Annotated in this window: 26 protein-coding genes; 15 read left to right on the top strand and 11 right to left on the bottom strand. The window is 61.0% G+C overall.

The window, feature by feature from the left end; translation table 11 throughout:
* Positions 1-71: 71 nt before the first annotated feature.
* Positions 72-356: a hypothetical protein gene (locus tag F2P67_RS16650; protein WP_166221752.1), complete on the bottom strand. Its 285-nt coding sequence runs from the start codon at positions 354-356 to the stop codon at positions 72-74.
* Positions 357-479: 123 nt separating this feature from the next.
* Here F2P67_RS16650 and F2P67_RS16645 point away from each other — a divergent pair, with 123 nt between their 5' ends.
* Positions 480-1,139, top strand: a complete 660-nt coding sequence (locus F2P67_RS16645; protein WP_166221750.1) for a glutathione S-transferase family protein — start codon at positions 480-482, stop codon at positions 1,137-1,139.
* Between the two features lie 129 nt (positions 1,140-1,268).
* Here F2P67_RS16645 and argH read toward each other — a convergent pair whose 3' ends face one another.
* Entirely contained in the window at positions 1,269-2,663 is a 1,395-nt protein-coding gene (gene argH, locus F2P67_RS16640) for an argininosuccinate lyase (protein ID WP_166221748.1), read from the bottom strand.
* A 471-nt stretch (positions 2,664-3,134) separates the two neighbouring features.
* Here argH and F2P67_RS16635 point away from each other — a divergent pair, with 471 nt between their 5' ends.
* From F2P67_RS16635 to rsd, 7 genes are all read left to right on the top strand, one after another.
* The gene (locus F2P67_RS16635) at positions 3,135-3,881 is read left to right on the top strand and encodes a LytR/AlgR family response regulator transcription factor (RefSeq protein WP_166221746.1); all 747 of its coding nucleotides are present in this window, start codon (positions 3,135-3,137) and stop codon (positions 3,879-3,881) included.
* Positions 3,882-4,019: 138 nt separating this feature from the next.
* Positions 4,020-4,961 (top strand): hydroxymethylbilane synthase, encoded by a 942-nt coding sequence (gene hemC, locus F2P67_RS16630; RefSeq protein ID WP_166221744.1) that lies wholly within the window; start codon positions 4,020-4,022, stop codon positions 4,959-4,961.
* Positions 4,958-5,725: a uroporphyrinogen-III synthase gene (locus F2P67_RS16625; protein ID WP_166221742.1), complete on the top strand. Its 768-nt coding sequence runs from the start codon at positions 4,958-4,960 to the stop codon at positions 5,723-5,725. Before hemC ends, F2P67_RS16625 begins: the two co-directional genes overlap by 4 nt.
* Before the next feature lie 16 nt (positions 5,726-5,741).
* Entirely contained in the window at positions 5,742-6,884 is a 1,143-nt protein-coding gene (locus F2P67_RS16620; protein WP_166221740.1) for a uroporphyrinogen-III C-methyltransferase, read from the top strand.
* The gene (locus F2P67_RS16615; protein ID WP_166221738.1) at positions 6,881-8,119 is read left to right on the top strand and encodes a heme biosynthesis protein HemY; all 1,239 of its coding nucleotides are present in this window, start codon (positions 6,881-6,883) and stop codon (positions 8,117-8,119) included. Before F2P67_RS16620 ends, F2P67_RS16615 begins: the two co-directional genes overlap by 4 nt.
* A gap of 219 nt (positions 8,120-8,338) precedes the next feature.
* A complete protein-coding gene (locus tag F2P67_RS16610; RefSeq protein WP_166221736.1) occupies positions 8,339-8,890 on the top strand; it encodes a disulfide bond formation protein B in 552 nt (183 codons plus the stop codon).
* A gap of 176 nt (positions 8,891-9,066) precedes the next feature.
* Positions 9,067-9,525 carry a sigma D regulator gene (gene rsd / locus F2P67_RS16605; RefSeq protein WP_166221734.1) on the top strand — a complete coding sequence of 153 codons (459 nt, stop codon included), beginning with the start codon at positions 9,067-9,069 and terminating at the stop codon, positions 9,523-9,525.
* A gap of 58 nt (positions 9,526-9,583) precedes the next feature.
* Here rsd and F2P67_RS16600 read toward each other — a convergent pair whose 3' ends face one another.
* The gene (locus tag F2P67_RS16600; protein ID WP_166221733.1) at positions 9,584-10,249 is read right to left on the bottom strand and encodes an FKBP-type peptidyl-prolyl cis-trans isomerase; all 666 of its coding nucleotides are present in this window, start codon (positions 10,247-10,249) and stop codon (positions 9,584-9,586) included.
* Positions 10,250-10,441: 192 nt separating this feature from the next.
* Here F2P67_RS16600 and F2P67_RS16595 point away from each other — a divergent pair, with 192 nt between their 5' ends.
* Positions 10,442-11,623, top strand: coding sequence for an AlgP family protein (locus F2P67_RS16595; protein ID WP_166221731.1), 1,182 nt, complete (start codon positions 10,442-10,444; stop codon positions 11,621-11,623).
* On the opposite strand, the gene F2P67_RS16590 is transcribed toward F2P67_RS16595, so the two are convergent.
* Positions 11,620-12,081 carry a TIGR02444 family protein gene (locus tag F2P67_RS16590; protein ID WP_166221729.1) on the bottom strand — a complete coding sequence of 154 codons (462 nt, stop codon included), beginning with the start codon at positions 12,079-12,081 and terminating at the stop codon, positions 11,620-11,622. The genes F2P67_RS16595 and F2P67_RS16590 overlap by 4 nt on opposite strands.
* A 50-nt stretch (positions 12,082-12,131) precedes the next feature.
* On the opposite strand from F2P67_RS16590, the gene F2P67_RS16585 reads away from it, so the two are divergent.
* The 3 genes from F2P67_RS16585 to rhtB all read left to right on the top strand — a co-directional run bounded on the left by F2P67_RS16585 (position 12,132) and on the right by rhtB (position 15,450).
* Positions 12,132-14,042 (top strand): ATP-binding cassette domain-containing protein, encoded by a 1,911-nt coding sequence (locus tag F2P67_RS16585; RefSeq protein ID WP_166221727.1) that lies wholly within the window; start codon positions 12,132-12,134, stop codon positions 14,040-14,042.
* Complete coding sequence (locus F2P67_RS16580; protein WP_166221725.1) at positions 14,042-14,623, top strand: mechanosensitive ion channel family protein; 582 nt, start codon at positions 14,042-14,044, stop codon at positions 14,621-14,623. Before F2P67_RS16585 ends, F2P67_RS16580 begins: the two co-directional genes overlap by 1 nt.
* A gap of 194 nt (positions 14,624-14,817) precedes the next feature.
* Positions 14,818-15,450, top strand: a complete 633-nt coding sequence (gene rhtB, locus F2P67_RS16575) for a homoserine/homoserine lactone efflux protein (protein ID WP_166221723.1) — start codon at positions 14,818-14,820, stop codon at positions 15,448-15,450.
* A 106-nt stretch (positions 15,451-15,556) separates the two neighbouring features.
* Here the strand turns inward: rhtB and F2P67_RS16570 are convergent, their stop codons facing one another.
* The 5 genes from F2P67_RS16570 to F2P67_RS16550 all read right to left on the bottom strand — a co-directional run bounded on the left by F2P67_RS16570 (position 15,557) and on the right by F2P67_RS16550 (position 20,327).
* Entirely contained in the window at positions 15,557-16,300 is a 744-nt protein-coding gene (locus F2P67_RS16570; RefSeq protein ID WP_166221721.1) for a penicillin-binding protein activator LpoB, read from the bottom strand.
* 3 nt (positions 16,301-16,303) lie between these two features.
* Positions 16,304-16,891, bottom strand: a complete 588-nt coding sequence (gene lpoB, locus F2P67_RS16565; protein WP_166221720.1) for a penicillin-binding protein activator LpoB — start codon at positions 16,889-16,891, stop codon at positions 16,304-16,306.
* A gap of 36 nt (positions 16,892-16,927) precedes the next feature.
* Entirely contained in the window at positions 16,928-17,302 is a 375-nt protein-coding gene (locus F2P67_RS16560) for a YcfL family putative periplasmic lipoprotein (RefSeq protein ID WP_011336502.1), read from the bottom strand.
* 15 nt (positions 17,303-17,317) lie between these two features.
* Positions 17,318-18,712 (bottom strand): COG3014 family protein, encoded by a 1,395-nt coding sequence (locus tag F2P67_RS16555; RefSeq protein ID WP_166221718.1) that lies wholly within the window; start codon positions 18,710-18,712, stop codon positions 17,318-17,320.
* A gap of 217 nt (positions 18,713-18,929) precedes the next feature.
* A complete protein-coding gene (locus F2P67_RS16550) occupies positions 18,930-20,327 on the bottom strand; it encodes a COG3014 family protein (protein WP_166221716.1) in 1,398 nt (465 codons plus the stop codon).
* Positions 20,328-20,532: 205 nt separating this feature from the next.
* Here F2P67_RS16550 and F2P67_RS16545 point away from each other — a divergent pair, with 205 nt between their 5' ends.
* The 3 genes from F2P67_RS16545 (at position 20,533) to F2P67_RS16535 (ending at position 23,979) form a co-directional block, all read left to right on the top strand.
* Positions 20,533-21,432, top strand: a complete 900-nt coding sequence (locus F2P67_RS16545) for a LysR family transcriptional regulator (protein WP_166221714.1) — start codon at positions 20,533-20,535, stop codon at positions 21,430-21,432.
* An 87-nt stretch (positions 21,433-21,519) separates the two neighbouring features.
* Positions 21,520-23,415, top strand: coding sequence for an FTR1 family protein (locus F2P67_RS16540; protein WP_166221712.1), 1,896 nt, complete (start codon positions 21,520-21,522; stop codon positions 23,413-23,415).
* Positions 23,416-23,523: 108 nt separating this feature from the next.
* Positions 23,524-23,979, top strand: a complete 456-nt coding sequence (locus F2P67_RS16535) for a YaiI/YqxD family protein (protein ID WP_166221711.1) — start codon at positions 23,524-23,526, stop codon at positions 23,977-23,979.
* Between the two features lie 156 nt (positions 23,980-24,135).
* On the opposite strand, the gene elbB is transcribed toward F2P67_RS16535, so the two are convergent.
* Together elbB and F2P67_RS16525 are read right to left on the bottom strand one after the other, a co-directional pair.
* Positions 24,136-24,804 (bottom strand): isoprenoid biosynthesis glyoxalase ElbB, encoded by a 669-nt coding sequence (gene elbB / locus F2P67_RS16530; RefSeq protein ID WP_166221709.1) that lies wholly within the window; start codon positions 24,802-24,804, stop codon positions 24,136-24,138.
* Positions 24,805-25,040: 236 nt separating this feature from the next.
* Entirely contained in the window at positions 25,041-25,697 is a 657-nt protein-coding gene (locus F2P67_RS16525; protein ID WP_166221708.1) for a DedA family protein, read from the bottom strand.
* Positions 25,698-25,795: the final 98 nt, after the last annotated feature.

Here is a 25,795-nt window from a genome sequence, read left to right as displayed (position 1 = left end):
GCGAGAGTAGGCCGTGGAGATGGGTGACAAATTGTGTGGGAGCAGCATGGCTCCCACATCAGACTGCCCGGTTACGGCTTTTCCGGAGGCAGTTCCGGCAGTGCGCGCAGTGCCGCTTCGTACCATTCGGTGTTGAATGCGCGGTCTTCATCAAGCATCGCGTCAATCTCGTAGGCCAGCACGTGCGCCATCAGATTGAGGATTTCTTCGCGTTCAACGCCGACCAGGGTCAGCTTGTTGAAGGTCGCTTTGGCCGCTGGCGGGTTGTCGCTTTCGATCTGGTTTTCGATGGCTTCGATCAAAGTAGCCTCGGTGAACTCTTCTTCGTCGTTGTCGATGTCTGTCGGCTCGCTCATGGCAGGCTCCTCAAGGAAAGGCGCCAGTTTACCCGCATTCAGTGCGGTGATGCTGCTGGCAGGAATCGCCCGGGCGATCTATAAACAGACACCGCCCACCCCGCACGGCCTGGAGGCTCTGTGATGTTCAAGCTCTACGGATTTTCGGTCAGCAACTACTACAACATGGTCAAACTGGCGCTGCTGGAAAAGGGTTTGCCGTTTGAGGAGGTGACGTTCTACCCGACTCCGACGCCGGAGTCCCTGAAGATCAGTCCTCGCGGCAAGGTGCCGGTGTTGGGGGTCGAAGATGGATACATCAACGAAACGATGGTGATGCTCGAATACATCGAAAGTGTAGGCAAAGGCGTGCCGCTGCTGCCAACCGAACCGTTTGCGCGTGCGCAGGTGCTGGCAGTGGCCAAGGAAATCGAGCTGTACATCGAGCTACCGGGTCGCGCCTGTTATGGCGAGGCGTTCTTCGGCACAACGTTGCCGGACGCGATCAAGGAAAAGACCAAAACCGAATTGCTGTTGGGTTTCGCCGCACTGGGTCGGCACGGAAAATTCGCCCCGTACGTGGCGGGCGACAGCCTGAGCATTGCTGACTTGTACTTCCTCTACAGCGTGCCGTTGGCGTGTGCGGTCGGGCAGAAGCTGTTCGGAATTGATTTGCTGGCGGAGATGCCGAAGGCCAAAGCGCTGCTGGAGCGGCTGGAGCAGAATCCGCATGTGCAGAGGATTGCTGCGGACAAGGAAGCGGCGATGCCGACCTTTTTGGCGATGATCGCGGCCAAGAAGTGAGATTTGCAGTGTTGTGAAGGACGATTTCGCGAGCAGGCCGGCTCCCACATTTGGATTTATGTTGTCCACAGAATCTGTGACCGACATAAATCCCCTGTGGGAGCGGGCTTGCTCGCGAAGCTTTTGCTTTTAGCGGCTGGCGATCAGCGCCTGACCACGCACCACAGCAGCCTTGACCTGCGACGGAGCAGTCCCGCCGATATGATCACGGGCATTCACCGAGCCTTCCAGGGTCAGCACGGCAAACACGTCCTGCTCGATCTGGTCGCTGAACTGACGCAGTTCTTCCAGACTCATTTCTGCCAGATCCTTGCGGGTGTCAACGCCGTATTTCACCGCGTGGCCAACAATTTCGTGGCAGTCACGGAACGGCAGACCCCGGCGTACCAGGTAATCCGCCAGATCGGTCGCGGTGGAGAAACCACGCAGCGCCGCTTCGCGCATGATCGCGTGCTTTGGTTTGATCGCAGGGATCATGTCGGCAAAGGCTCGTAGCGAATCGCGCAGGGTGTCGGCGGCGTCGAACAGCGGTTCTTTATCTTCCTGGTTGTCCTTGTTGTAGGCCAGTGGCTGGCCTTTCATCAGGGTCAGCAGGCCCATCAGCGCACCGAACACGCGGCCGGTCTTGCCACGCACCAGCTCCGGAACGTCCGGATTTTTCTTTTGCGGCATGATCGAGCTGCCGGTGCAGAAGCGATCCGGCAGATCGATGAACTGGAATTGCGCGCTGGTCCACAGCACCAGCTCTTCGGAGAAGCGCGACAGGTGCATCATCGCGATGCTGGCCGCCGAGCAGAACTCGATGGCGAAGTCGCGATCGGACACGTTGTCCAGCGAGTTGCCGCCGACGGCGTCGAAACCCAGCAGTTGCGCGGTGTATTCGCGGTCGATCGGGTAAGTGGTGCCGGCCAGCGCGGCGCTACCCAACGGCATGCGGTTGGTGCGCTTGCGGCAGTCGACCAGACGCTCATAGTCGCGGCTGAGCATTTCGAACCAGGCCAGCATGTGGTGACCAAACGTCACCGGCTGCGCGGTCTGCAGGTGAGTGAAGCCCGGCATGATGCTCGCGGCTTCACGCTCTGCCTGTTCCAGCAGGCCTTTTTGCAGGCGGGTGATCTCGGCGAGGATCAGGTCGATTTCGTCGCGCAGCCACAGGCGGATGTCGGTGGCGACCTGGTCGTTGCGGCTGCGGCCGGTGTGCAGTTTCTTGCCGGTGACGCCGATGCGGTCGGTCAGGCGGGCTTCGATGTTCATGTGCACGTCTTCGAGGTCGACGCGCCAGTCGAACTGGCCGGCCTCGATTTCACCCTGGATGGTCTTCAGGCCATCGATGATGCTGTCGCGCTCGGCATCCGTCAGCACGCCGACCTTGGCCAGCATGGTGGCGTGGGCGATCGAGCCCATGATGTCGTGGCGATACAGGCGCTGGTCGAAAGTGACGGAGGCGGTGAAGCGGGCGACGAAGGCGTCGACGGGTTCACTGAAGCGGCCGCCCCAGGACTGATTGGTCTTGTCAGTGCTCATGAATTCGCTCGTATCGGCTTGAAAAAAGAAGGCGTGAAACGCTGGCGAGGATAATAACAGGGTTGCCAATCCTGTCGCTGACACTGGTCGATACGTTTTTTTCTCATCGGCTCCTTCATAGTCCGCGGCCGTGTCGGGGGATTTGCACAAGGATATTTTCCGATTGAGCAATATCGGCCCGGCGAGCGTCTACAGTTGGACATAAGGGTCGGCGCGACTGCGGATCGCGCAAAGGTCTGAGCGCCGACTATAAGAAGAGGGGGTGGGTGTATTGTCCTTCGGCATACCCCGCGAAAAACGCAGGAAACAGCGGGCTTTGAGCAGTACGACCCGGACACTGGCAAATATTGCTGGCCGACGTACGGCACTTTTTGGCGCTCGGGCTAGTCTTAGCGTGGATCGCGGTGACGGACGTCACTCCACCTGTCTACGCTATCCTTGTGCGAGACTCACGCAGGAATCCAGCGCAATATGAATGTCCTGATCGTTGATGACGAACCTCTGGCTCGCGAGCGCCTTAGCCGTATGGTGAGCGAGCTTGAGGGTTACACAGTCCTGGAGCCCAGCGCCACGAATGGCGAAGAGGCGTTGGCGCTGATCGACAGCCACAAGCCGGATATCGTGTTGCTCGATATCCGCATGCCGGGCCTCGACGGCCTGCAAGTGGCTGCCCGTCTGTGCGAACGCGAAACGCCGCCCGCTGTGGTGTTTTGCACCGGATCCGATGAATTTGCCGTGGAAGCCCTGCAGGCCAGCGCCGTGGGCTATGTGGTGAAACCTGTGCGAACCGAACATCTGCATGACGCCCTGAAACGGGCTGAACGTCCCAACCGGGCCCAGCTTTCGGCCCTGACCCGCCCCGCCGCCGAAAGCGGCAATGGCCCGCGCAGCCACATCAGTGCCCGCACCCGCAAAGGCATCGAGCTGATCCCGCTGGATCAGGTGGTCTATTTCATCGCCGACCACAAATACGTGACCTTGCGTCACGAGGCTGGCGAGGTGTTGCTCGATGAGCCGCTCAAGGCCCTCGAAGACGAATTCGGCGAGCGTTTTGTGCGTATCCACCGTAATGCGCTGGTTGCCCGCGACCGTATCGAGCGTTTGCAACGCACGCCGCTGGGGCATTTCCAGCTGTTCCTCAAAGGCCTCAATGGCGATGCGCTGATCGTCAGCCGTCGACATGTGGCGGGTGTGCGCAAGATGATGCAGGGTCTGTAACCCGGTCTTTCCGGGCGGTTCTCCAGTCATTTTACCGGGCATTGCAGGCCAGGGAGGCCACGCCGTTTCTGATTCAAGTCAAAGTGGATTTGGTTGAGCTGTTATTATCCGCCGTATCTATTCAGTACGGATTGATCCATGTCCTCTCGCGAAATCCGCATCGCCACCCGTAAAAGTGCGCTGGCCCTCTGGCAGGCCGAATACGTCAAAGCCCGTCTGGAGGCATCCCACCCGGGTCTGCTGGTGACGCTGGTGCCCATGGTCAGTCGCGGCGACAAGCTGCTCGACTCGCCGCTGTCGAAAATCGGCGGTAAGGGCCTGTTCGTCAAGGAACTGGAAACCGCGCTGCTGCAGAATGAAGCCGACATAGCCGTCCACTCGATGAAAGACGTGCCGATGGACTTCCCCGAAGGTCTCGGCCTGTTCTGCATCTGCGAGCGCGAAGATCCGCGCGACGCCTTCGTTTCCAATACCTATGCAAGTCTTGAAGCGTTGCCGGCCGGCAGCATTGTCGGCACCTCGAGCCTGCGTCGTCAGGCGCAATTGCTGACCCGTCGTCCTGATCTGGAAATCCGTTTTCTGCGCGGCAACGTCAACACCCGTCTGGCCAAACTCGATGCCGGCGAGTACGACGCGATCATCCTCGCGGCGGCCGGTCTGATCCGCCTCGGTTTCGAAGATCGCATCACCTCGGCCATTAGCGTCGATGACAGCCTGCCGGCCGGTGGCCAGGGGGCGGTTGGTATCGAATGCCGCAGCGCCGACACTGAAATTCACGCCTTGCTGGCGCCGCTGCATCACGCGGACACGTCTTCGCGCGTCACGGCCGAACGCGCACTCAACAAGCATTTGAATGGCGGCTGCCAGGTGCCGATCGCCTGCTACGCCGTGCTTGAAGGCGAGCAATTGTGGCTGCGCGGTCTGGTGGGCGAGCCGAGTGGCGGTCGCTTGATCAGTGCCGAGGCCCGCGCGTCACGCGCCGATGCCGAAGCATTGGGTGTAAAAGTTGCCGAAGACCTGCTCGGCCAGGGCGCCGAAGAAATTCTCAAGGCAGTCTACGGTGAGGCTGGTCACGAGTGACCGCTTGGCGCCTGCTGTTGACGCGCCCTGCGGACGACTGCGCGGCGCTGGCCGAGACGTTGGCCGGTGAGGGTTTTTTCAGCAGTTGCTTGCCGCTTCTGGACATTGTGCCGCTCCCGGTCTCTGACAAAGTACGCCAAGGGGTTGCGCAGTTATCCCGGTGCAGCGCGGTGATCGTGGTCAGCAAGCCGGCTGCGCGGATCGCGGTTGCACTGCTGGATGCCGATGGCCCGCATTCACTGGCCATGCCGTGGTTCAGCGTGGGGGCGGCGACGGCGCAGATTCTTCGCGATCATGGTCTCGATGCGCACTGCCCGGAAGAGGGCGATGACAGCGAAGCTTTGCTGCAATTGCCGCGTCTGCGCGAGGGTGTCAGCCTGCCCGGCTCGCGGGTTTTGATCCTGCGCGGGGAGGGCGGTCGCGAGTTGCTCGCCGAGCGCCTGCGCGAGCTTGGTGCTAGTGTCGAGTATCTGGAATTGTATCGACGTGACCTGCCAGCCTATGCGCCGCGAGAACTGCCACGGCGCATCGAAGCGGAACGCTTGAACGGGCTGGTGGTCAGCAGTGGACAGGGTTTCGAGCACCTGCGTCAGATGGCCGGCGATGCCTGGCCGACGATTGCGCAGTTGCCGTTGTTTGTTCCAAGCCCGAGGGTCGCCGAGCAGGCACGTGCCGCCGGGGCTCAAACAGTTGTGGATTGTCGCGGCGCGAGTGCCGCGGCTTTGCTGACGGCGTTACGGGAGCATCCCGTGCCCGTTTTCTAATGCAAAGGATGGATACGTGAGCGAAGCAGCCTTGCCAAAAGATGACGTCCAGCCTGTGATTGATGCGCAGGTTGAAACTCCACCGCCGGCCCAAGTGCCGCGCCGAGGCAATGGACTGGCCATCGTCGCCCTGTTGCTCGGCGCCGCCGGCGTGGCAATCGGTGGCTGGGGTGTCTGGCAGGTCCGTCACCTGCAGACCAACACCCAGCAGCAGTCGGGTCAGGTACAGGCGTTGAACGATCAGGCGCAGAGCCTGAAACTCAACGAACAGCGGCTGACCGAGCGCCTCGCGCAGTTGCCGGGTGCCGACGAACTTGCTGATCGCCAGCGTCTGGTGACGCAACTGCAGGGCGATCAACAACGCCTCAATCAACGACTGGAAACGGTTCTTGGCGCCAGCCGCAAGGATTGGCGTCTGGCCGAGGCTGAGCATTTGCTGCGCCTGGCCAGTCTGCGTCTTTCGGCCTTGCAGGACATCAGCAGCGCTCAGGCGCTGGTGCAGGGTGCCGACGAAATTCTCCGCGAGCAGAACGACCCTGGCTCCTTCGCTGCCCGTGAGCAAGTGGCGAAAACCCTGGTGGCACTGCGCAGCACCGAGCAACCGGATCGCACCGGGCTGTTCCTGCGTCTGGGAGCCTTGCGTGATCAGGTCATCGACCTCACCGAGCTGGCGCCCGAGTACAAGGATCGCGGTGAATCGCTGCTGGGGCTGACCGCCGACGGTGATGGCGCCAGTCGCTGGGCGCAATGGTGGGATAAGGTTTCGCGTTACATCCGCATCGATTTCAACGCTGACAAGAACGTGCGACCACTGCTGGCCGGGCAGAGTCTGAGCCAGGTGCGTCTGGCCCTCAGCCTTGCGCTGGAGCAGGCGCAGTGGGCCGCTCTCAATGGACAGGCGCCGGTCTACACCCAGGCGCTGGCCGAGGCGCGCGACGTTCTGAAAGGCAACTTCAACCCGGACAACCCGCAGAGCAAAGTGATGCTGGAGGAGGTCGCCGAGCTGAGCAAGGAGCCGGTCACCGTGAACACGCCGGATCTCACCGGCACCCTGAGTGCGGTGCAGGCTTATCTGGAGCGGCGTAACGTCAACGCCGAAGAGTCGGTGAAACCGTTCGCCAAACCTGCCGCCAGTACTGCGCAGGAGGCGACGCCATGAAACGCCTGTATGTGATCGTGTTTCTGGTGATCGCCGCCACGGCGGCGTTGGGCCTGGCGATTGCCGAGCACTCCGGTTACGTGCTGGTCGCCTACAAGTCCTTCCGGTACGAGTCGAGCCTGTGGGCCACACTGGCGTTGATTGCGGTGTTGTGGCTTCTGATCTGGGGGATCAAGGCGTTGGTCGAGCTGGTCATGGCTTCCAGCGGCGTGGTCAATCCGTGGTCACGGCGCAACCGTAGCCGACGCGTGCAGGTGGCGATCGAACATGGTCAGCTGGATCTGGCTGAAGGTCGCTGGGCCAGCGCTCAGCGCCATCTGCACCGCGCAGCCGAGGCCGAACGCCAGCCGTTGCTGTACTACCTCGGTGCGGCCCGAGCGGCCAACGAGCAAGGCAACTATGAAGAATGTGATCGTCTGCTCGAACGTGCGCTGGAGCGTCAACCGCAAGCCGAGCTGGCGATTGCGCTCAGCCACGCGCAGTTGCAGACCGACCGTGGCGACACCGACGGTGCCCTCGTCACATTGCAGGCGATGCACGAACGCCACCCGCACAACGCGCAAACCCTGCGTCAATTGCAGCGTCTGTACCAGCAACGCGGTGAATGGTCGGCGGTGATTCGCCTGCTGCCGGAGCTGCGCAAGGACAAAGTCCTGCCGGCCAATGAGCTGGCGGAACTGGAGCGACGTGCGTGGGGGGCCAATCTGTCTCTGGCCGCGCAGCGCGAAGAGGACGGCACGGTCGGTGTGCAATCGCTGGATCGCGCCTGGCAACAGCTTACTTCGGCGCAACGCCAGGAAGCACCTCTGGTGCTGGCGTATGCCGAACAACTGCGCCAGTTGGGCGCACAGGTGCAGGCCGAGGAAGTCCTGCGCAATGCTCTCAAGCGCAAGTACGATAGCCATCTGGCACGCCTGTACGGTCTGGTGCGCGGCAGCGATCCGGCGCGTCAGTTGCAGACCGCGGAAGGCTGGCTCAAGGATCATCCGGGGGATGCGAGTCTGTTGCTGACGCTGGGTCGTCTTTGCCTGCAAACCAGTTTGTGGGGCAAGGCGCGGGATTACCTGGAAAGCAGTCTGCGCGTAGAACGTAACCCGGAAGCCTGTGCGGAGCTGGCACGCCTGCTTGCTCGTCTCGGGGATACCGAGCGCAGCAACCAATTGTTCCAGGAAGGCCTGGTTCTGCTGGATGAACGGCTTCTGGCCGCGCCATTGCCGGTGCCGGTTCACGCCTGAATACAGCGTGGGAGTTCGCTCCCTCCTGCTGGCTCAACGAGCGAGCGATTGTCTTCAGTGGGCGACGGGTGCGAATTCCTACAGCCCACTTCATCTTTTCCTCGCAACTTTGTCGGGTTTTCCCTACACCTCCGCTGAACTGTCCGCAGCCCCCTGTCTTGAAAGCCTGACGGGCTTTCCTCTACCGTAACTGCCTGTCTCTACTGTTACGGAAATGCCATGTCGTTGGCCTGCTCACGCTCCTTGTTTTTCATCGCTTTCACGGCGGGGGCCATTGCCCTGGGAGCTTCCTATTACCTTGAATACGCCGTGGGTCTGACCCCGTGCAGCCTGTGCCTGGTGCAGCGTTTGTTTCTGACTTTGCTGGTGGCGATATGCGGCCTGGCAGCGGTGCATGGCCCACAGCAAGGAGGTTTGTCGTTTTATTGGTTGCTGGCGTTGTGCGCGAGTGCCGGCGGCATTACGGCGGCCTGGCGTCAGGTGCTGATTCAGAGCGACCCGGTCTGGCAATTGGTGAGTTGCTCGCCAGCGCCTGAAATGCTGTTCGGCGGATTGCCGTGGATCTGTGCGCTGGCGCGGATGTTCAACGGTGGCGCCGACTGCGCGGAAATTTCCTGGACGCTGTTTGATCTGAGCTTGCCGGAATGGAGTCTGCTGTTTTTTCTGGGGATGTCGATCATCGCCATTTACCAACTGCTGCGTCAGGTCTGGACGGCTCTGCAACGACCGCTCAGCGACCAAGCGTCGCACCGCCTGCTGGTCAGGGATTAAACACTTGTATGAACTTTATCTCCTGCGTACCTTGAAGCCATAAGCGTGCGGGCATAATCTGGCCCGCACGTGTCATTGGATTTATGTTGCTCGATGACGCTCTGCCCGATTGCCCCCAAGCCAAAAAGAGGGCGCGGGTGTAGAGCAGCATGACCCACAAGGGAAGAGAGATCGCCATGCTCGAAAGTTGTCAGAATGCTCAGGAACGTTGGGGTGGAGTTCATCTGCTGATCGACCGCTGGTTACAGGAGCGTGAGGAGCTGATCGGCGCCTACGACAAGCTCGGTGCGGAGCCTCAGACCCTGTCCGAGAACCGCAAGCCCCTGCAGGAATTCTGCGGCGTGCTGGTCGACTACGTATCGGCCGGGCACTTCGAAATCTACGAACAGCTGACGGGCGAAGCCAAGGCGTTCAATGACAAGCGAGGCCTTGAACTGGCCGAGACAATCTACCCGCGCATCGACGTCATTACCGAGAAGCTGCTCGCGTTCAATGACCTGTGCGACGAAGGCAAGTGCGTTGCCGAGAAATTCAAGGAGCTGGGTGGCCTGTTGCACGAACGCTTCGAACTGGAAGATTGCCTGATTGAGGTGCTGCACACGGCACACAAGGAAGAAGATCCGGTTCAGGCCTGATCAACGCCTTTCAAATGAAAACGGTGCGCCAAAAGCGCACCGTTTTTTTATTGCCCGATCAACTGGTGGCGCCACGCAATTCGACTTCGAACACCAGCGGCGTGAACGGCGCAATCAGGTCGCCGGCACCGTCGGCACCGTACGCCTGATCCGATGGAATCACCAACCGCCACTTCGCGCCTACCGGCATGTTTTGCAATGCGGTGCGCCATCCGGCGATCACGCTGTCGAGATTGAACCACTGCGGCTGACTGTTCTGATCGAACACCGTGCCGTCCGGCAACCGACCGATGTACAGCACCTGCACTTTTCCATCCGGCCCGGCTTTGGCGCCGGTGCCCGCCACCAGTTCGGTCAGGAGGATGCCGTCGGCCAGTTCCTTCACGCCGGGTTTGGCTTTTTCGGCGGTTAGAAAACGCTGCTCGTTTTCCATCGCGGCGTCGCTCGAAGGCTGCGCGGAGTGCTCGGCGTTTTGCGCTTCGTGATCGGCCAGAATCTGTTCGATGCGCGCTTCGCTCAGCGCCAGTGGCTTGCCTTGATAGGCCTGTTGCAAACCATCAACCAGTGCCTGGATCTGCAATTGCGGAACCTCCTGACGCAGTCGTTCACCCAGACTTGCACCGAGGCTGTAAGCCAGATCGTGAGCATCGTTTGCGCTGGTTTTTTCGTCAGCGTGGGCGGTCGAAAAGATCATGCAGAGGGATAAAAAAAAGTAGCGCGACATGGGCACTCTCCGTCCTGAGATGCGGTGGATTATGCCAGCGCGAACGTCTGCAACGGTGAACTGCTTTTGCCTTCGTGCAGAACATTTTCACTTCGGTGCAACGCAACGGAATTGATACTGTCAAGATGACCTAGCGGCGGTAGCAGCAGAGGTCTAGTATGAGCCGCACTCACGTCAGCCAGGAGGTAAACCATGTCGGCCACCAAGAAGCCTGTAAACACTCCGTTGCACTTACTCCAACAACTCTCGGGCAGCCTGCTCGAGCATCTGGAAAACGCTTGCTCCCAAGCCTTGGCTGATGCTGAAAAACTGCTCGCCAAACTGGAAAAGCAACGTGGCAAGGCGCAAGAAAAACTGCACAAATCCCGCACCAAATTGCAGGACGCAGCTGCGGCCGGTAAAGCCAAGGCGCAGACCAAAGCCAAAGGCGCAGTGAAAGAACTGGAAGACCTGCTCGATGCGTTGAAGGATCGTCAGTCCGACACGCGCAGCTACATTCTGCAACTCAAGCGCGACGCCCAGGAAAGCCTGAAACTGGCCCAGGGTGTCGGTCGTGTACAAGAAGCAGTGGGCAAGGTGCTGTCGACCCGTGCAGCCAAGCCTGCGGCGGCACCGGCGAAAAAAGCCGCTGCCAAACCGGCTGCCAAGGCTCCAGCGAAAACCGCTGCTGCCAAACCTGCCGCTGCCAAACCTGCTGCGAAAACAGCTGCCAAGCCTGCTGCCAAAGCACCGGTCAAAGCAGCCGCCAAACCTGCGGCGAAGAAACCTGCCGCGGCCAGTGCTGCAAAACCAGCGGCTAAAACCACTGCAGCCAAACCCGCTGCTCGTACTGCCGCTGCGAAGCCGGCTGCAAAACCAGCCGCAACCAGAGCTGCTCCGGCGAAAACCGCAGCCGCCAAACCGGCTGCCAAAGCCGTGGCTAAACCTGCCGCCAAGCCAGCGGCGAAAACCGCTGCTGCGAAGCCAGCAGCCAAGACTGCCGCTAAACCGGTCGCAGCCAAACCCGCTGCAAAAGCGGCGGCAAAACCGGCCGCCAAGCCTGCTGCCAAACCAGCGGTAAAAGCCGCCGCCAAACCGGCAGCCAAGCCAGCCGCGAAACCGGCTGCCGCTGCCAAACCGGCGACTGCCGCTGCCAAGCCTGCTGCCGCTAAACCAGCCGCCAAGCCAGCTGCAAAACCTGCCGTGAAAAAGCCAGCCGCTGCCAAACCAGCCGCCGCCAAACCGGCTACTGCTCCAGCAACCAAGCCTGCCACCTCGGCAACTCCGGTTTCGCCAACTGCACCGGCATCCGCTGCCTCTACCTCGACCACCACGACTGCGCCATCGCCAGCCGCTGCGTCGAGCGTCACCAGCAACCCGACCAGCGCTTCCTAAGCGCCGGTTGCCGCGACGCGCAGCACTTGCAGCGCGTCGCGGTGCGGTTCGGCCGCCGGGCCAGCCAGCGCCTCCAGCCACCTCGGCGACCCCGTTGCATGCCGTGCCCAGACTTGGGCCACACCTTCCAGTCTCGACAACAACGCTCGCTCGGCTTCAAGCTCCAGCGCCTTGACCTGATCGCGCATGCCTTTCAACACCGCATCGTGCACGGCCCGAGTTTTCCATTGCATTCGCAAGGTTCGCAGCGGTTGTACAACCATCGTGTCCCACGGTTCGGTCAGTGCCTGAAGCGCGCGCACGTGTTGTTCATCGCACGTCACCCCGCGCCGTTCCAGCCACAAACCGCACAGCAACAGGCACACATTGGCCCCCGCCGATTGCAGTTGCAGACAGGCGTCTTCCACGCCCGGACGGGCGTAGGTGGCAAAGGAAAAGCTCCACAGGTCAGAGGACATCGTGCTACTCGCGCCAGTTGTGAGCGAAGCTGGTAGACTCCGCCGCCATTATGATCCGACTTCAGAACCTGACTTTACAGCGTGGCCCGCAACGTCTGCTAGAAGACGCCGAGCTGACCCTGCACGCCGGCCACAAAGCCGGCCTCATCGGTGCCAACGGCGCCGGCAAATCCAGCCTGTTTGCCTTGCTGCGCGGCGAGTTGCACCCGGATTCGGGCGATTGCCTGCTGCCGGCCGACTGGCGCATCGCGCACATGCGTCAGGAGGTCGACACGCTCGAACGCCTCGCGGTCGACTATGTGCTCGATGGCGACCTGCGTCTGCGCGAGGTGCAACGTGACCTCGCGGTGGCCGAAGCGGCGCACGATGGCGTCGCTCTGGCCCGTCTGCACGCCGAGCTCGACAGCGCCGACGGCTACACCGCCGATGCGCGGGCGCGCAAGCTGCTGGCCGGTCTTGGTTTCACCAACGAGCAGATGGATCGCCAGGTCGGCGATTTCTCTGGTGGCTGGCGGATGCGCCTGAACCTGGCGCAGGCCCTGATGTGTCCATCGGATCTGTTGTTGCTCGACGAACCGACCAACCACCTGGATCTCGACGCGATCATCTGGCTCGAAGAGTGGCTGAAAAGCTACCCGGGTACCTTGTTGCTGATTTCCCACGACCGCGACTTCCTCGATGAAGTCGTCGATCACGTAGCCCACGTCGATCAGCGCAAGCTGACGCTCTACCGTGGCGGCTACACCGCGTTCGAACGCGCCCGTGCCGAACGTCTGGCCCAGCAGCAACAGGCCTACGAGAAGCAGCAGGCGCAGCGTGCGCACATGGAAAGCTACATCGCCCGCTTCAAGGCCCAGGCCACCAAGGCCCGTCAGGCGCAGAGCCGGATCAAGGCTCTGGAGCGGATGGAAGAGCTGTCGGCGGCCCACGTCGATTCGCCGTTCGACTTCGTCTTCCGCGAGTCGACCAAGATTTCCAGCCCGCTGATCGATCTGTCCGATGCGCGTCTGGGTTACGGCGACAAAACCATCCTCGAGAAGGTCAAGCTGCAACTGACCCCGGGTGCGCGGATCGGCCTGCTCGGCCCTAACGGCGCGGGCAAGTCGACGCTGATCAAAAACCTTGCCGGTGAGCTGTCACCGATCGCCGGGCGCCTGACCCGTGGCGAGAACACTGTGGTCGGCTACTTCGCCCAGCATCAGCTCGACTCGCTGGATTCCAAGGCCAGCCCGTTGCTGCACTTGCAGCGACTGGCGCCGACCGAGCGTGAGCAGACCCTGCGCGATTTCCTCGGCGGTTTCGACTTCCGTGGCGCGCGGATCGACGAGCCGGTGCTGAATTTCTCCGGCGGCGAGAAGGCGCGTCTGGCCCTGGCACTGATTGCCTGGGAACGGCCGAACCTGCTGCTGCTCGACGAACCGACCAACCACCTCGACCTGGAAATGCGCCTGGCGCTGACCATGGCGCTGCAGGAATTCAGCGGCGCGGTGCTGGTGGTTTCCCACGATCGTCACTTGCTCAAGAGCACCACCGATAACTTCTATCTGGTTGCCGATGGCAAGGTGGAAGAGTTCGATGGCGACCTCGAAGACTATGCGCGCTGGCTGGTGGAATATCGTCAGCGCAACGCGCCGGTCAGCAACACGCCGGTCAACCCGGACAAGACCGACAAGAAGGCTCAACGTCAGGCCGCTGCTGCCTTGCGTCAGCAACTGGCACCGCACAAGCGCGAAGCCGACAAGCTCGAAGCCGAACTGGGCAAGCTCCACGAAAAACTCGCCAAGGTTGATGCCAGCCTCGGCGACAGCGACATCTACGAACCGGCGCGCAAGAACGAATTGCGCGATCTGCTGGCCGAACAGGCCAAACTGAAAGTCCGCGAAGCCGAGCTGGAAGAGGCGTGGATGGAAGCCCTGGAAACCCTGGAAAGCATGCAAGCGGAGCTGGAGGCGCTGTCCTGATGGAGGCGTTCAAGCTTCCTTTGCCGGCGATGTGGGTCGAGCCGATCTGGCTTGGCGTACAGATTCTGCTGATCCTGCTGGCCGGTTATCTCACCCAGCGCTTCGTTGCCAAAGGCCTGACCCGGTTAGGCGAGCGTTACCCGTTCCCGCCTCAGTTGCTGATGCCGCTGCGTGGCGTGCTGCGTTGGCTGATCATGGGCAGCGCGGTGATCTTTGTGCTGGAGCGCCTCGGCGTCTCGGCCACAGTGTTGTGGACGGCGTTGTCGGGTTTTGTCGCCGTGGCGGCGGTGGCGTTCTTCGCGATGTGGAGTGTGTTGTCGAATCTGCTCTGCGCGATTCTGATTTTCACCGTCGGGCCGTTTCGCCTGGGCGATGTGGTCGAACTGGTGGACACCACTGACAAGCCCGGCGTCAAAGGCCGGGTGGTGGCGATCAATCTGCTTTACACCACGTTGATCGAGGCTGAAGAGCTGGGCACCGGCAGCGCGATGGTGCAGGTGCCGAACAGCCTGTTCTTCCAGCGTTCGGTACGGCGCTGGCGCGGTAGCGATGTGTTCCCTTCCAGCGGCTTCGAGAAGTAATTTCTGCGGCGTCTGTTCTAACGCCTTCGCGAGCGAGCCCGCTCCCACATTTGGAATGCATCCCCCTGTGGGAGCGGGCTTGCTCGCGAAGGGGCCGTCAGCGCCACCGGCAACATTCAGCAAAAAATCGGTAGTCATCCATTCAAACCCGCATTAGCTTAGGCATTTGTCACGAGCATGAATCGAGGTGTGCGATGGAGCTTCAAACATGGCTGGCATTCTTTGCCGCCTGCTGGGTGATCAGTCTGTCTCCGGGTGCCGGCGCCATTGCGTCGATGTCCAGCGGTCTGCAATACGGTTTCTGGCGCGGTTACTGGAACGCCTTCGGCCTGCAGATCGGTCTGGCCGTGCAGATTGCGATTGTCGGCGCCGGTGTCGGCGCCGTCCTGGCTGCTTCCGCCACTGCGTTCCATGCAATCAAATGGTTTGGCGTGGCCTATCTGGTGTATCTGGCGATCAAGCAATGGCGCGCACAGCCCATGGACATGAGCGATGACGCGGCGGTGCGGCCGCTCGGCAAGCCGCTGACCCTGTTGTTCCGTGGTTTCCTGGTCAACATCAGCAACCCCAAGGCGCTGGTGTTCATGCTCGCGGTGCTGCCGCAGTTCATCAATCCCCATGCACCGTTACTGATCCAGTACGTGGTGATTGGCGTGACCATGATCTGCGTCGACCTGATCGTCATGGCCGGCTACACCGGGCTGGCGTCGAAAGTGCTGCGCCTGTTGCGCACACCGACCCAGCAGAAACGCATGAACCGCACCTTTGCCGGGCTGTTCATTGGTGCGGCGGCGTTTATGGCGACGTTGCGTAAAGCCGCCGCGTAAAATGATCACGCACAAAAAAGGCGACCTCCAGAGGTCGCCTTTTTCATTTTTGCCGGTTGAAGATCAACTGTGGCAAGGGGGCTTTTGTGGAAGCCCTCAGCCAGAGTCAGCGCAAGATCATCGGCGCGGTATCACGCGGCAGATTGTTGCGTTGCTGCGGTTCACGCGGCTGCTCGTAACCGCCACCACCGAGTTGTTGGCTCAGTTGCCCGGCGACGTCTTCGCCCAGCGCCTTCGACACCTCACGTACCACCCGTGGGCGGTTCAGCGAGATCTTGATGTCGCGGCCGTTCACCAGTTTGGTGTCCTGCGCTTCACCCATCGCCGTGAAGGCCGAGGTGATTTCGAAGGTCTTGGTGTTGATCAGGCTGAAATCCGCCACCAACGTCAGGCCCAGTACCGCCGAATAGCTGTCGGTGTTCGCCAGCTCGTTCATGTCCTGGGTGAAGTCGATGTCCGACACCGTGCCGAACAAGACGTAATCGGCGCCTTTGAAGTTGCCGGCCTTGATCCGCTTGATCACGTCGTAGACGTCACCCTTGGACGACGCGGTGTACGGCGTGCCCTGCACCAGCTGGAACATGCCGGTGCGGAGAATTTCACCCTTGATGTCGCCGGTGAATTTACGCAGCTCGCCCTGTTCGATGTAGCTGGTGGTGGCTTCAAGCTCGTTGTAGCTCGAAGAACCGCTGGCGCTGTAGTAACTCTCGCGATGATTGCTCTGGGCTGAAACGATGTGGATGTATTGCTCCACACGTTCCTGATACGCCAGATCCGTCACCGCGACTTTCGGGGCCGCTTGCGCGCCAAACGCGCAAGCCAGGGCCATCATGCCAATCCATGTGCGCATCAATTAACGCTCCGTGGTTTTGCGGATCTCTTTTTCGTCCATCCACTCGGCCAGACCGCTTTCAACGTCGATCAATTGCAGGCTGAATTTGTAGAAGACGTCCTTGTAGTCGCTGCTGCGCTTGACGATCGAGCTGATCGAACCTTCGATGCGGTACTTGGCCGCGATCATGTTGCCGGTCTTGGCCACGGTGCTTTTCTTGTACAGACCGCTCTGGTTTTGCAGCTTCAGCTGGTCAACCTGGCTCTGCATCGCGTTGTTGTCGCTGGCGAAACGGGCCACGCCGGTCTTCATCAGTTGAGTCTTGATGCTGGTGGTGATTTCGCGGGTATCGATGTACTCGCTGGTCTTGTTCTTCACGTCGTAGACCTGAACTACCGGGCGATTCTGCAGAATGCCGGACTGAGCCAGCGAGCGGGTCATCGACTCGGCGATCATTTGCAGGTCGGTCGAACCGAATTCGTTGGTCACGGTTTCAACCGCTTTGGTGTCGCCGTAGCTGATGTTCTTGCTGCCCAGGGTCGGCGAAGTGTTGGCGCAACCGGAAGCCAGCAGGGCGATGACGGCGATGCAGGAAAAGCGTGCAAACATGGGAATGCTCTCTAAATCAGAAATAGGGTGGCGTGCTTAAGGCGTCTTGAGTTCCAGACGGAAGTCCACGGCTTTCGGTGTCGGGGCGATGCCTTGAATGAAGCTGGTCTGGGCGCCATACATCATCTGGCTTTTCCAGACTTCTTCCTCGGCAATCGGGAAGCCTTCCGGGCCGAGCCAGGCGAAGCGGTAGTAGAACGTCTTGTTGCTGTTGAGGGTGTTGCTCAACTGCACGTTGACGGTCATGAAGCCGTTTTCGCGAGCCACACGCATGGCGCCGACAACGATGTGTTTTTGCGGGCCCATGGCCACGACTTTGCTCGCGGCGCTGCCCGGCTCCGGCGGTGGCGGGGTGGCGCAGCCGCTGGCCAGCAAGGCGAGGGCGGCAACGGCGATGAGTTTGAAGCGCATGCAAAGACTCCGTTCTTAAGGTTGTTTGAGGCTGGCGACGTTGGTCGCGTTGGCGCTCGGCATCACGTGGGCGGCGAGACCGCCGGCAAACACTTGATTGCCCACGGCGCGCAGGCTGATCACCTGATAACGCTGATCGACGGTGACCTTGACCACCGAACCGCCCACGGCGCTCGGCAGAGTAACCTGATGCTCACCCTTTTTCAGGCGCAGACGCACCACTTGGGTGTTGTCCGGCAGGGTACGCCACGTACGGGTATCGGCACCTTCGAGCACGGCTGAAGAAATACCCACAGCCAGACCGGCCAGCGGATTGGTTTCGTTGATCTTTTTCTGCGCCACGCCTTTGGTGATCGCGCGTACGGTGGTGCGCACGATGATCCCCGGCATGTCATCGCGTAAGGCGCGGCGGGACATGGCGGTGGTGCTGTTGAGCGCAGTCAGGTCGACTTGCTGGCCATCGACACCGATCTGGGCGAACGGCGCGGTGGAAGTGTCGGCCTTGATGATCGGGAACGACAGCGGGGTGATCACCACATTGTTGGAAATCGGCAATGGCAGCGGAACGCGGATCGAGTCGCGGGCCGGCGCGAGGCCGCTTTGCACGACGATCAGGATGTCGCTGTCATCGCTCTTGGCCGGCTTGTCGAGATTGACCAGCGCCTGCTCCAGCAACGGCGTGTTCGGGCGCAGTTCGGCGGCCTTGCGGTAGCCCGGTGCAGCGAGGTCTTTTTCACCCAGTGCTTCGTAGACGAAACCGGCCAGGTAATGGCTGAACGCACTCTGGTAGCTGTTCTTCAGGCTCACCACTTCCGGCGCGTCGAGGCTGGCGACCGGGTAGCCCTGCAAGTCCTTGTACTGAGTCTTGATGCCTTCTTTCTCGGCCTCTTCTTCGCTCTTGAGGTATTCCTTGTCACGCAGGTCGGCGATTACCGCTTCGCGTTCGTGCGTCTTCTTGATCGCGGTACGCGCGCCGTCGAAGTCGTTGACCGCCAGCAGGTTCAGGGCCATTTGCGTGGTCAGCATGACTTTTTCGTAGTCGTAGCCCTCGTAGCGGCGAACCTTGTCATTGACGATAAAGCTGCCGAACTGGGCCAGGTACTTGGCGCTGTCGAGCTTGACCGCATCTTCCCACTGACCGACCACTTGATCGGCGCTGGTCCAGGCGTTCTGGCTGCCGGACAGATCACCCTTGGCGCGCAGCAACTCACCTTTCTCGAAGTAATAGAGCAGGTCTTTGTCGGGGCCGGTGTTGTTTTTTTCCAGCAGGGTCAGGGCGGCGTCGACGTTGCCGGAGGCCAGTTGCTGGTTGGTCTGTGCCAGTTCGGAATCGTAGTTGCGAAACGCCGAACAGCCGGACAGCAGAGTGACGGCGCTGAGCGCGATCAGAGTGGGAGCGCGGAATGCCATAGGGGGTACTTCTTCCCTGAGTGTGTAGTGCTGACTGCAGCCACGTGCGCTGGTCGGGCTGGTGTGACCCATCGACAGTGGCCCTGGCCTCCTGCCAATTCCTCATAACCTGAGGAGCTTTAATACCTCGTCGCAATAACGAGGCGCGGCATTATAGGCGGGCAATGCTGGCGTTGTAATAGCTTTTTAATTGCACCGGTTAGTTAGGTGCCATTACTTATTTCAGCCCGGATACGCGACTTTCGAGCGACGGGTTCGATTGGAAAGCGCTGCCATTGACGTAGATCAGCTTGCCCAAGGCTCGTAGCGCGATGACCTGACGGTTCTGGTCGATGCGAATTTTCAGGGGAGATGCACTCTGAGTGTTGGGCAGGCTGATCAGGTGATCGCCCTTTTTCAGGCGCAGGCGCACGACTTGGGTCAGGTTTGGCAAGGTGCGCCAGGTGCGTGTGTCTGCGTGTTCAAAACCGTCCCAGTGAGTCACGTAGGAGGCCTTGGCCGGATTGCGCCGATTGTCTGTGCCCTGAACATCGGCGGCGAGAAAAGCCCGGTAGGTGGTGCGCTGAACAATGCCCGGCATGTCGTCACGCAAGGTGCGCAACGACATGTCGGTAATGCTGTTGACCGCGATCAGCGCTTTCTGGCGACCGTCGATGTTGACCCGGTTGAACGAGGCCGTGGAAGTGTCCGGCACCATGACCGGAAACGAAATATTGGCAACGATGACTTGCCCGTCCGCCAGTTTCACCGGATACGGAACACGCACCGAGCTGCGGGCGGGTGCCAGGCCACTCTGCACGATGATCAGCACATCGCTTTCGTCCGCTTTCAGTCCCGGACTGTCGAGGTCTTTCAGTGCCTGCTGGAAAAACGTGATGTCCGGGCGCAACTCGATGGCCTGACGATAACCCGGAGCCGCGAGATCCTTCTCGCCCAACGCCTCATACGTAAAACCGGCGAGGTAATGACTGAACGCACTTTGATAGCCGTTTTTCAGGGCAATGACCGCGGGTGAATCGAGCATTACCACCGGATAACCCTGTAGGTCTGTGTAGTGCACGCGTGCGCCTTGGGACTTGGCAGCGTCTTCGACGCGCTCGTATTCCAGCTCCCGTTGCCGCGCGATCAGTGCTTCGCGCTCGTGGGTTTTCTTGATATCGGCACGGGCGCCGTCGAAGTCATTCTCGGCCAGTTGGTTGAGGGCCATCTGCGTGGTCAGCATGACTTTTTCATAGTCGTAACCCTCATAGCGGCGGACCTTGTCGTTGATGATGCTGCCCCAGTGATCGCCCATCGCCGCGAGCAATTTATCGGTGGTGGTTTGGAGAGTGTCCTGGCGCTGAATGATCATCTGCTCGGCACTGCGCCACGCCACCTGACTTTGCGCGAGCGCTCCGTCGAGGCTGAGCACGGCACCTTTTTCGAAGTAGTAGAGCAGGTCTTTTTCTTCGTCCGGGTTGTACGCTTCCAGCACATACAGCGCGCCTTCGGGATTGCCCTGTTTCAACTGGTCGGTGGTCTGCTGAAGTTCCAGGTCGTAGTTGCGCCAGGCACCACATCCGCTCAGTTGAACAATGGCTGCGAGCATCAGCAAAAACAGCAGGCATGGGCGCATGGCGGCGGGTTCTTCCTTGAACGAAAAAGGCAAAGAGGTGGCGCATTATAGGGTGCCGTCATGGCCATGCGCTGCGCCGTTTTTTGCGGCGTTATCTGTTCAGGATTCACACAAGTCTTGCGCGTAAACCTGCGCTTTATCCGGTTCAAAGGGATCGGCGATTGAGCTAGGCTTGTTCGTTTGTTGATCAAATCCGGGAGCCACGATGAATCAATTGCAGGCCATGCGCGCGTTTCGCTGCATCGTCGAGTGTCGCGGTTTCAGCGCTGCGGCCGAGCGGCTCGACACCACGCACTCGACCATCTCCCGGCAATTGCAGCAGTTGGAGAGCGAACTCGGCACGCGGCTGATCAATCGCAACACCCGTGGCTTCAACCTGACCAGCGCTGGCCAGCAGTATTACGCCGCGTGCGTGGACATTCTTGATCGACTGGATCAAGCGGCCGTGGCGCTGGGGCAGGCTCATGAAAGCCCCCGTGGCGTGTTGCGGATCAGCGCGCCGATGGTGATCGGCACGCTGGAACTGGCGAACTGGCTACCGGCGTTTCAACAGCGCTACCCCGACATTGAGGTCGATTTGTCCTGCGATGACCGCTTTGTTGACCTGATCACCGAAGGCTTCGATGTGGCGCTGCGCATTTGCGGGCCGCTGGAGGACTCGTCACTGGTGGCGCGCCTGCTCACCGTTTCGGAGATGGTGCTGGTTGCCGCGCCGGCGTATGTCGCCCGGCATGGGCTGGTGCGTCAGGTACGGGAGTTGATCGAGCATCAACTTCTGGCATTTACCGGCGGCAGCGACTGGTCATTGACCGACGCGCGCGGGGCGACCACGGCGATCAGTGCGCACGGGCGCTTCAAGGCGGATTCGATCAGCGCGCTGCATGCTGCCGCGCTGGCGGGTGTCGGCATCGCCTCGTTCACCCGTGCCACAGTGCAGGACGACCTGTTGAGCGGGCGGCTGGTGCAGATTCTGCCCAACTGCACGCTGGGCCAGCGCCACTATTACGCGTTGTATCCCCATGCCCGGCATGTCGCGCTGAAGGTGAAGGTATTCGTGGATTTCATGGCCGGGCATTACCGCCCTCTGACCGCGCTCACACACTAAACAACGGCCAGGGTGCCGACAAAGCTTGAGGGAAATGTCTTCGAAGTGAACAATATGTAACTTCGCATTTCCATTTGAGACCCCTTCATGACTGCCTCGTCCCGATTTCTGGCCTGGCTGGTGTTCCCGTTGTGTGCCCTGAGCAGCTTCAACCTGCTGGCCGATACCGTGGAAGGCGCACCGCAAGCGCTGCACCTGCTCGATTACATCAGCGCTGACTATCCGCAGACGGTGGCGGCGGGCAAAGTCGTCGACGACTCTGAATACCGCGAGCAGCTCGAATTCACCCGGGCGCTGCAAGGCTTGATCGCCGACATGCCGGCCAAGCCCGAGAAAGTGGCGCTGGAGCAGGGCATCGAAGCGCTGCACGCGGCGATCAAATCGAAGCAGGACGGCGCCGACGTGGCTCGTCAGGCCCGGCAATTGGGCGCACAACTGGCGGTGGCGTATGAAGTCAGCCAGGCGCCGATCATTACCCCAGACCCGACGCGTGGCGCGCCGCTATATGCGCAAAACTGCTCGGTGTGTCACGGCGACAGCGGCGCCGGTGACGGCCCGGCAGGTCTGGGTATGACGCCGGCACCGGCCAATCTGCGTGACGCGGCACGTCTTGATCACCTGAGCCTGTACGCAATCTACAACACCCTCGGCCAAGGCGTCGAAGGCACCGACATGCCGGCGTTTGCCGATCAGCTGGATGATCGTCAGCGCTGGGATCTGGCCACCTACATCGCCGGCTTCAGCGCCGACGCAGCAGTGGCCACCTCCGAGAAGACTTACAACATCGCCGATCTGGCGCGGCAGACGCCGGCCGAAGTGCAGGCTGCCGAAGGCGCGCAAGCCGCGGCGACGTTCCGCGCCCAGCGTGCGCAGCCGCCGCAGGTCAAACGCGGCCCGGCGCAATTGCTCGACTATACCGCCGCGACACTGGACAAGAGCCTGGCGGCTTACCGTGCCGGTGAGCACGATCAGGCCTATGACCTGTCGGTGGCGGCGTATCTGGAAGGTTTTGAACTGGTCGAGAGTTCGCTGGATAACGTCGACGCCAATGTGCGCAAAGACACCGAGAAGTCGCTGATGGCTTACCGGCAGTCGTTGCAGGACGGCCTGCCGGTCGAGCAAGCCGAGCAACGTCTGGACGCGGCGAAAGCCAAACTCAAAGAGTCTGCTGGCCTGCTCGGCAGCGATGGCCTGAGCTGGTCGCTGAGCTACATTTCCGGCCTGCTGATTCTGCTGCGTGAAGGCCTGGAAGCGATTCTGGTACTGGCCGCGATCCTCGCGTTCCTGCGCAACACCGGCCAGCAATCGGCGGTACGCAGCGTCAACGTCGGTTGGGGCCTGGCGTTGTTGGCCGGCCTCGGCACGTGGGCGCTGGCGGCGTATGTCATCGATGTCAGCGGTTCTCAGCGCGAATTGCTTGAAGGCGCAACCGCGCTGTTCGCCAGCGTCATGGTGTTGTGGCTCGGCGTGTGGATGCACGACCGTCGCCACGCAGCGGCCTGGCAGGACTACATCAAAAGCAGCCTGGTGGGCGGCGGCGGACGTTTCGGCTTTGCGATTCTGGCGTTCTTCTCGGTCTATCGCGAACTGTTCGAAGTGATCCTGTTCTACGAAACCCTGTGGTTGCAGGCTGGTCCCGCCGGGCATGACGCAGTGCTCGCCGGTGGTGCGACGGCGCTGGTGCTGCTGGTCGGTCTGGCGTGGGTGATCCTGCGCGGTTCGGCGAAACTGCCGCTGACGCTGTTCTTCAGCATCAATGCTGCGCTGCTGTGCGCGCTGTCGGTGGTGTTTGCCGGGCATGGTGTGAAGGCATTGCAGGAAGCCGGGATCTTCGGCACGCGGCCGGTGGCGTTCTTCGAGTTCGACTGGCTGGGGATTCACGCCGATGCGTATTCGTTGACGGCGCAGGCGGTGGCGATTCTGGCTATTGTTGTGCTGTACGGGCGCAGTTGGGTAGCCGAGAAGAAGCGGGTAGCCGCTTAACCGCATTCGCTGCGTTCACAAACGCGGGCAAGCCCGCTCCCACAGGTTTAGCGTTAACCTTGTGGGAGCGGGCTTGCCCGCGATGCTTTTTGGAAAGAGGAAGCGATGATGCGTGTATGGATCGATGCCGATGCCTGCCCACGGGCGGCGAAGGATCTGGTGGTGAAGTTCGCCCTCAAGCGTCAGTTCGAAGTGGTGCTGGTGGCCGGGCAACCGCAGACCAAACCGGGGCTGGCCATCGTCAAGCTCATCGTGGTACCGAGCGGCCCGGATGCTGCGGACGACTATCTGGTCGAGCACGCGGTGCCCGGCGAGCTGGTGATTTGCAGCGATATTCCGCTGGCGGATCGGCTGGTGAAGAAGGGCGTGGCAGCGCTGGATCCGCGCGGCAGGGAGTTCGACGCGCAAAACATGGGCGAACGATTGGCGGTGCGCAACCTGTTCACCGATCTGCGCGAGCAGGGCCAGATGAGCGGCGGGCCTGCGCCGTTCGGCGATCGCGAGAAGCAGGCGTTTGCCAATGCGCTGGACCGGATCCTCACGCGCCTGACCCGCAAAGCCTGAGCCTTACGAACGCTCGTTCCCATGCTCCGCGTGGGAATGCATCTTGGGACGCTCCGTGTTCCGGCCTCACCGCAAATGTAGCGCCAAAGTGAGCAGGCGCGGAGCGCCTATGGCGGCATTCCCACGCAGAGCGTGGGAACGATCATACGAGGTGGATCAGGCGTCGTTTTCGTGGGTCAGTTCGAGGACGCGGTCGACCAGTTTGTTGATCCCCGATGCCGCTTCGCTGATGTTTTGCGCCAGCATGTACGCAGGCGTGGTCACCAGTTTGCGCGCTTTGTCTTCGATGATGTCGCTGACGGCGCAGTCTTCGTGGGTCGCGCCCATTTTGTTCATCGCCGTGGCGGTGTCAGCATCGTTGCCGATGGTGCAGGTCACGCCCGGGCCGTAGATCTTCGCCGCGAGTGCTGGCGAGATGCACATCAGCCCCACCGGTTTGCCCGCTTCGGCGAACGCTTCCGCCAACGCCAGAACCTCAGGCTGGACGGTGCAACCCGCGCCTTCGACGGCGAAGTTCGATAGGTTTTTCGCAGCGCCAAAACCACCCGGCACGATCAGCGCATCGAAGTCATCGACGTCGGCGTCGCGGATGTCCTTGATGTTGCCGCGAGCGATACGCGCCGATTCCACCAGCACGTTGCGCGATTCGGGCATTTCTTCACCGGTCAGGTGATTGATCACGTGCAATTGCGCGATGTTCGGCGCGAAGCACTGCACCTGCGCGCCGCGTTGATCGAGACGCAGCAGGGTGATGACGCTTTCATGGATCTCGGCGCCGTCGTACACGCCACTGCCGGACAGGATCACTGCAACTTTTTTGCTCATGGGTTTCTCTCCAGATTCATGGCGCTAAATGTCCACTAATTTGTCGCGCGTGGCCATAGGGTCAATGGCCGGCAACACCTGGGATTTGTCCTCAGCCCTGCGCCATCCAGCCATCGCGTTCACGATGCACAGAGCGCTCTCTACATGGATCGCAGCGGCGGCGAGGTGTTCATTCTTTGGGATCGAATGTGTGGAATGACGCGCGGCGGGCCCGGGAGCCGCTTGCCGCCAGCGTCTTACTCGGCTGGCGTCTTGGGGTCGGCCGGGTTGGCCTGTTCGGCCTGGAGTTGCTCGGCTTTTGCCGCTTTGGCGATTTGCTCGTCTTCATAGACCTGTTTGGCCAGACGAGCATTCTTGAAGCGGCGACGCAGCCACAGGCCAACGCCCAGTACCAGCAAGGCGCCGAGCACCCACAGTTCGTATTTCTTGATGCTGCCGAGCATGCCTTCCAGCACCGCGCCGAAATGGTAAGCGGCGGCGGCCAGTGCGGTGGCCCAGATGGCGGCGCCAATGCCGTTGAGCAACAGATAACGTCCCGGCGGATAACCCGACAGGCCGATCGCCACCGGCATCACCGTGCGCAGGCCGTAAACGAAGCGGAAGCTCAGGACCCAGATGTCCGGATGCTTGCGAATGTGCTCCAGGGCGCGGTCGCCCATCATCTGCCAGCGCGGTTTGCGCGCAAGCAATTTGCGCCCGTGCTTGCGGCCCAGGAAATACCACAACTGATCGCCGGCATAACTGCCGAAGAACGCCACGACCACCACCAGGTTGATGTCCATGTATCCACGGAACGCGAGGAAGCCCGCGAGCACCAGGATGGTTTCGCCTTCGAAGAATGTGCCGAGAAACAAGGCAAAGTAGCCAAAGTCATGCAGAAATTGTTGGAGCATTGTCTGGGTGCTGGCGAAATGAACGCGCAGCCTAACCCTTCGGACACATTCATGAAAGTGTCCAAATGTGTCTCGACGTGAACAATTCCTACACTGAG

It is taken from the genome of Pseudomonas atagonensis (genome assembly GCF_011369485.1).
GTDB lineage: Bacteria > Pseudomonadota > Gammaproteobacteria > Pseudomonadales > Pseudomonadaceae > Aquipseudomonas > Aquipseudomonas atagonensis.
The sequence above is the reverse complement of the archived record's forward strand: the minus strand, read 5'-3'. Positions and strand labels throughout refer to the sequence as shown.

Excerpts from the sequence above, each read along its gene's own strand:
- F2P67_RS16560 (WP_011336502.1), bottom strand. The coding sequence starts at position 17,302 with ATGCGCTTCAAACTCATCGCCGTTGCCGCCCTCGCCTTGCTGGCCAGC.
- F2P67_RS16635 (WP_166221746.1), top strand. The coding sequence starts at position 3,135 with ATGAATGTCCTGATCGTTGATGACGAACCTCTGGCTCGCGAGCGCCTT.
- F2P67_RS16535 (WP_166221711.1), top strand. The coding sequence starts at position 23,524 with ATGCGTGTATGGATCGATGCCGATGCCTGCCCACGGGCGGCGAAGGAT.
- F2P67_RS16595 (WP_166221731.1), top strand. The coding sequence starts at position 10,442 with ATGTCGGCCACCAAGAAGCCTGTAAACACTCCGTTGCACTTACTCCAA.
- lpoB (WP_166221720.1), bottom strand. The coding sequence starts at position 16,891 with ATGTTTGCACGCTTTTCCTGCATCGCCGTCATCGCCCTGCTGGCTTCC.
- F2P67_RS16590 (WP_166221729.1), bottom strand. The coding sequence starts at position 12,081 with ATGTCCTCTGACCTGTGGAGCTTTTCCTTTGCCACCTACGCCCGTCCG.
- F2P67_RS16615 (WP_166221738.1), top strand. The coding sequence starts at position 6,881 with ATGAAACGCCTGTATGTGATCGTGTTTCTGGTGATCGCCGCCACGGCG.
- hemC (WP_166221744.1), top strand. The coding sequence starts at position 4,020 with ATGTCCTCTCGCGAAATCCGCATCGCCACCCGTAAAAGTGCGCTGGCC.
- F2P67_RS16580 (WP_166221725.1), top strand. The coding sequence starts at position 14,042 with ATGGAGGCGTTCAAGCTTCCTTTGCCGGCGATGTGGGTCGAGCCGATC.
- F2P67_RS16550 (WP_166221716.1), bottom strand. The coding sequence starts at position 20,327 with ATGCGCCCATGCCTGCTGTTTTTGCTGATGCTCGCAGCCATTGTTCAA.
- elbB (WP_166221709.1), bottom strand. The coding sequence starts at position 24,804 with ATGAGCAAAAAAGTTGCAGTGATCCTGTCCGGCAGTGGCGTGTACGAC.
- F2P67_RS16545 (WP_166221714.1), top strand. The coding sequence starts at position 20,533 with ATGAATCAATTGCAGGCCATGCGCGCGTTTCGCTGCATCGTCGAGTGT.
- F2P67_RS16570 (WP_166221721.1), bottom strand. The coding sequence starts at position 16,300 with ATGCGCACATGGATTGGCATGATGGCCCTGGCTTGCGCGTTTGGCGCG.
- rsd (WP_166221734.1), top strand. The coding sequence starts at position 9,067 with ATGCTCGAAAGTTGTCAGAATGCTCAGGAACGTTGGGGTGGAGTTCAT.
- F2P67_RS16650 (WP_166221752.1), bottom strand. The coding sequence starts at position 356 with ATGAGCGAGCCGACAGACATCGACAACGACGAAGAAGAGTTCACCGAG.
- argH (WP_166221748.1), bottom strand. The coding sequence starts at position 2,663 with ATGAGCACTGACAAGACCAATCAGTCCTGGGGCGGCCGCTTCAGTGAA.
- F2P67_RS16525 (WP_166221708.1), bottom strand. The coding sequence starts at position 25,697 with ATGCTCCAACAATTTCTGCATGACTTTGGCTACTTTGCCTTGTTTCTC.
- F2P67_RS16540 (WP_166221712.1), top strand. The coding sequence starts at position 21,520 with ATGACTGCCTCGTCCCGATTTCTGGCCTGGCTGGTGTTCCCGTTGTGT.
- F2P67_RS16585 (WP_166221727.1), top strand. The coding sequence starts at position 12,132 with ATGATCCGACTTCAGAACCTGACTTTACAGCGTGGCCCGCAACGTCTG.
- rhtB (WP_166221723.1), top strand. The coding sequence starts at position 14,818 with ATGGAGCTTCAAACATGGCTGGCATTCTTTGCCGCCTGCTGGGTGATC.
- F2P67_RS16645 (WP_166221750.1), top strand. The coding sequence starts at position 480 with ATGTTCAAGCTCTACGGATTTTCGGTCAGCAACTACTACAACATGGTC.
- F2P67_RS16610 (WP_166221736.1), top strand. The coding sequence starts at position 8,339 with ATGTCGTTGGCCTGCTCACGCTCCTTGTTTTTCATCGCTTTCACGGCG.
- F2P67_RS16600 (WP_166221733.1), bottom strand. The coding sequence starts at position 10,249 with ATGTCGCGCTACTTTTTTTTATCCCTCTGCATGATCTTTTCGACCGCC.
- F2P67_RS16555 (WP_166221718.1), bottom strand. The coding sequence starts at position 18,712 with ATGGCATTCCGCGCTCCCACTCTGATCGCGCTCAGCGCCGTCACTCTG.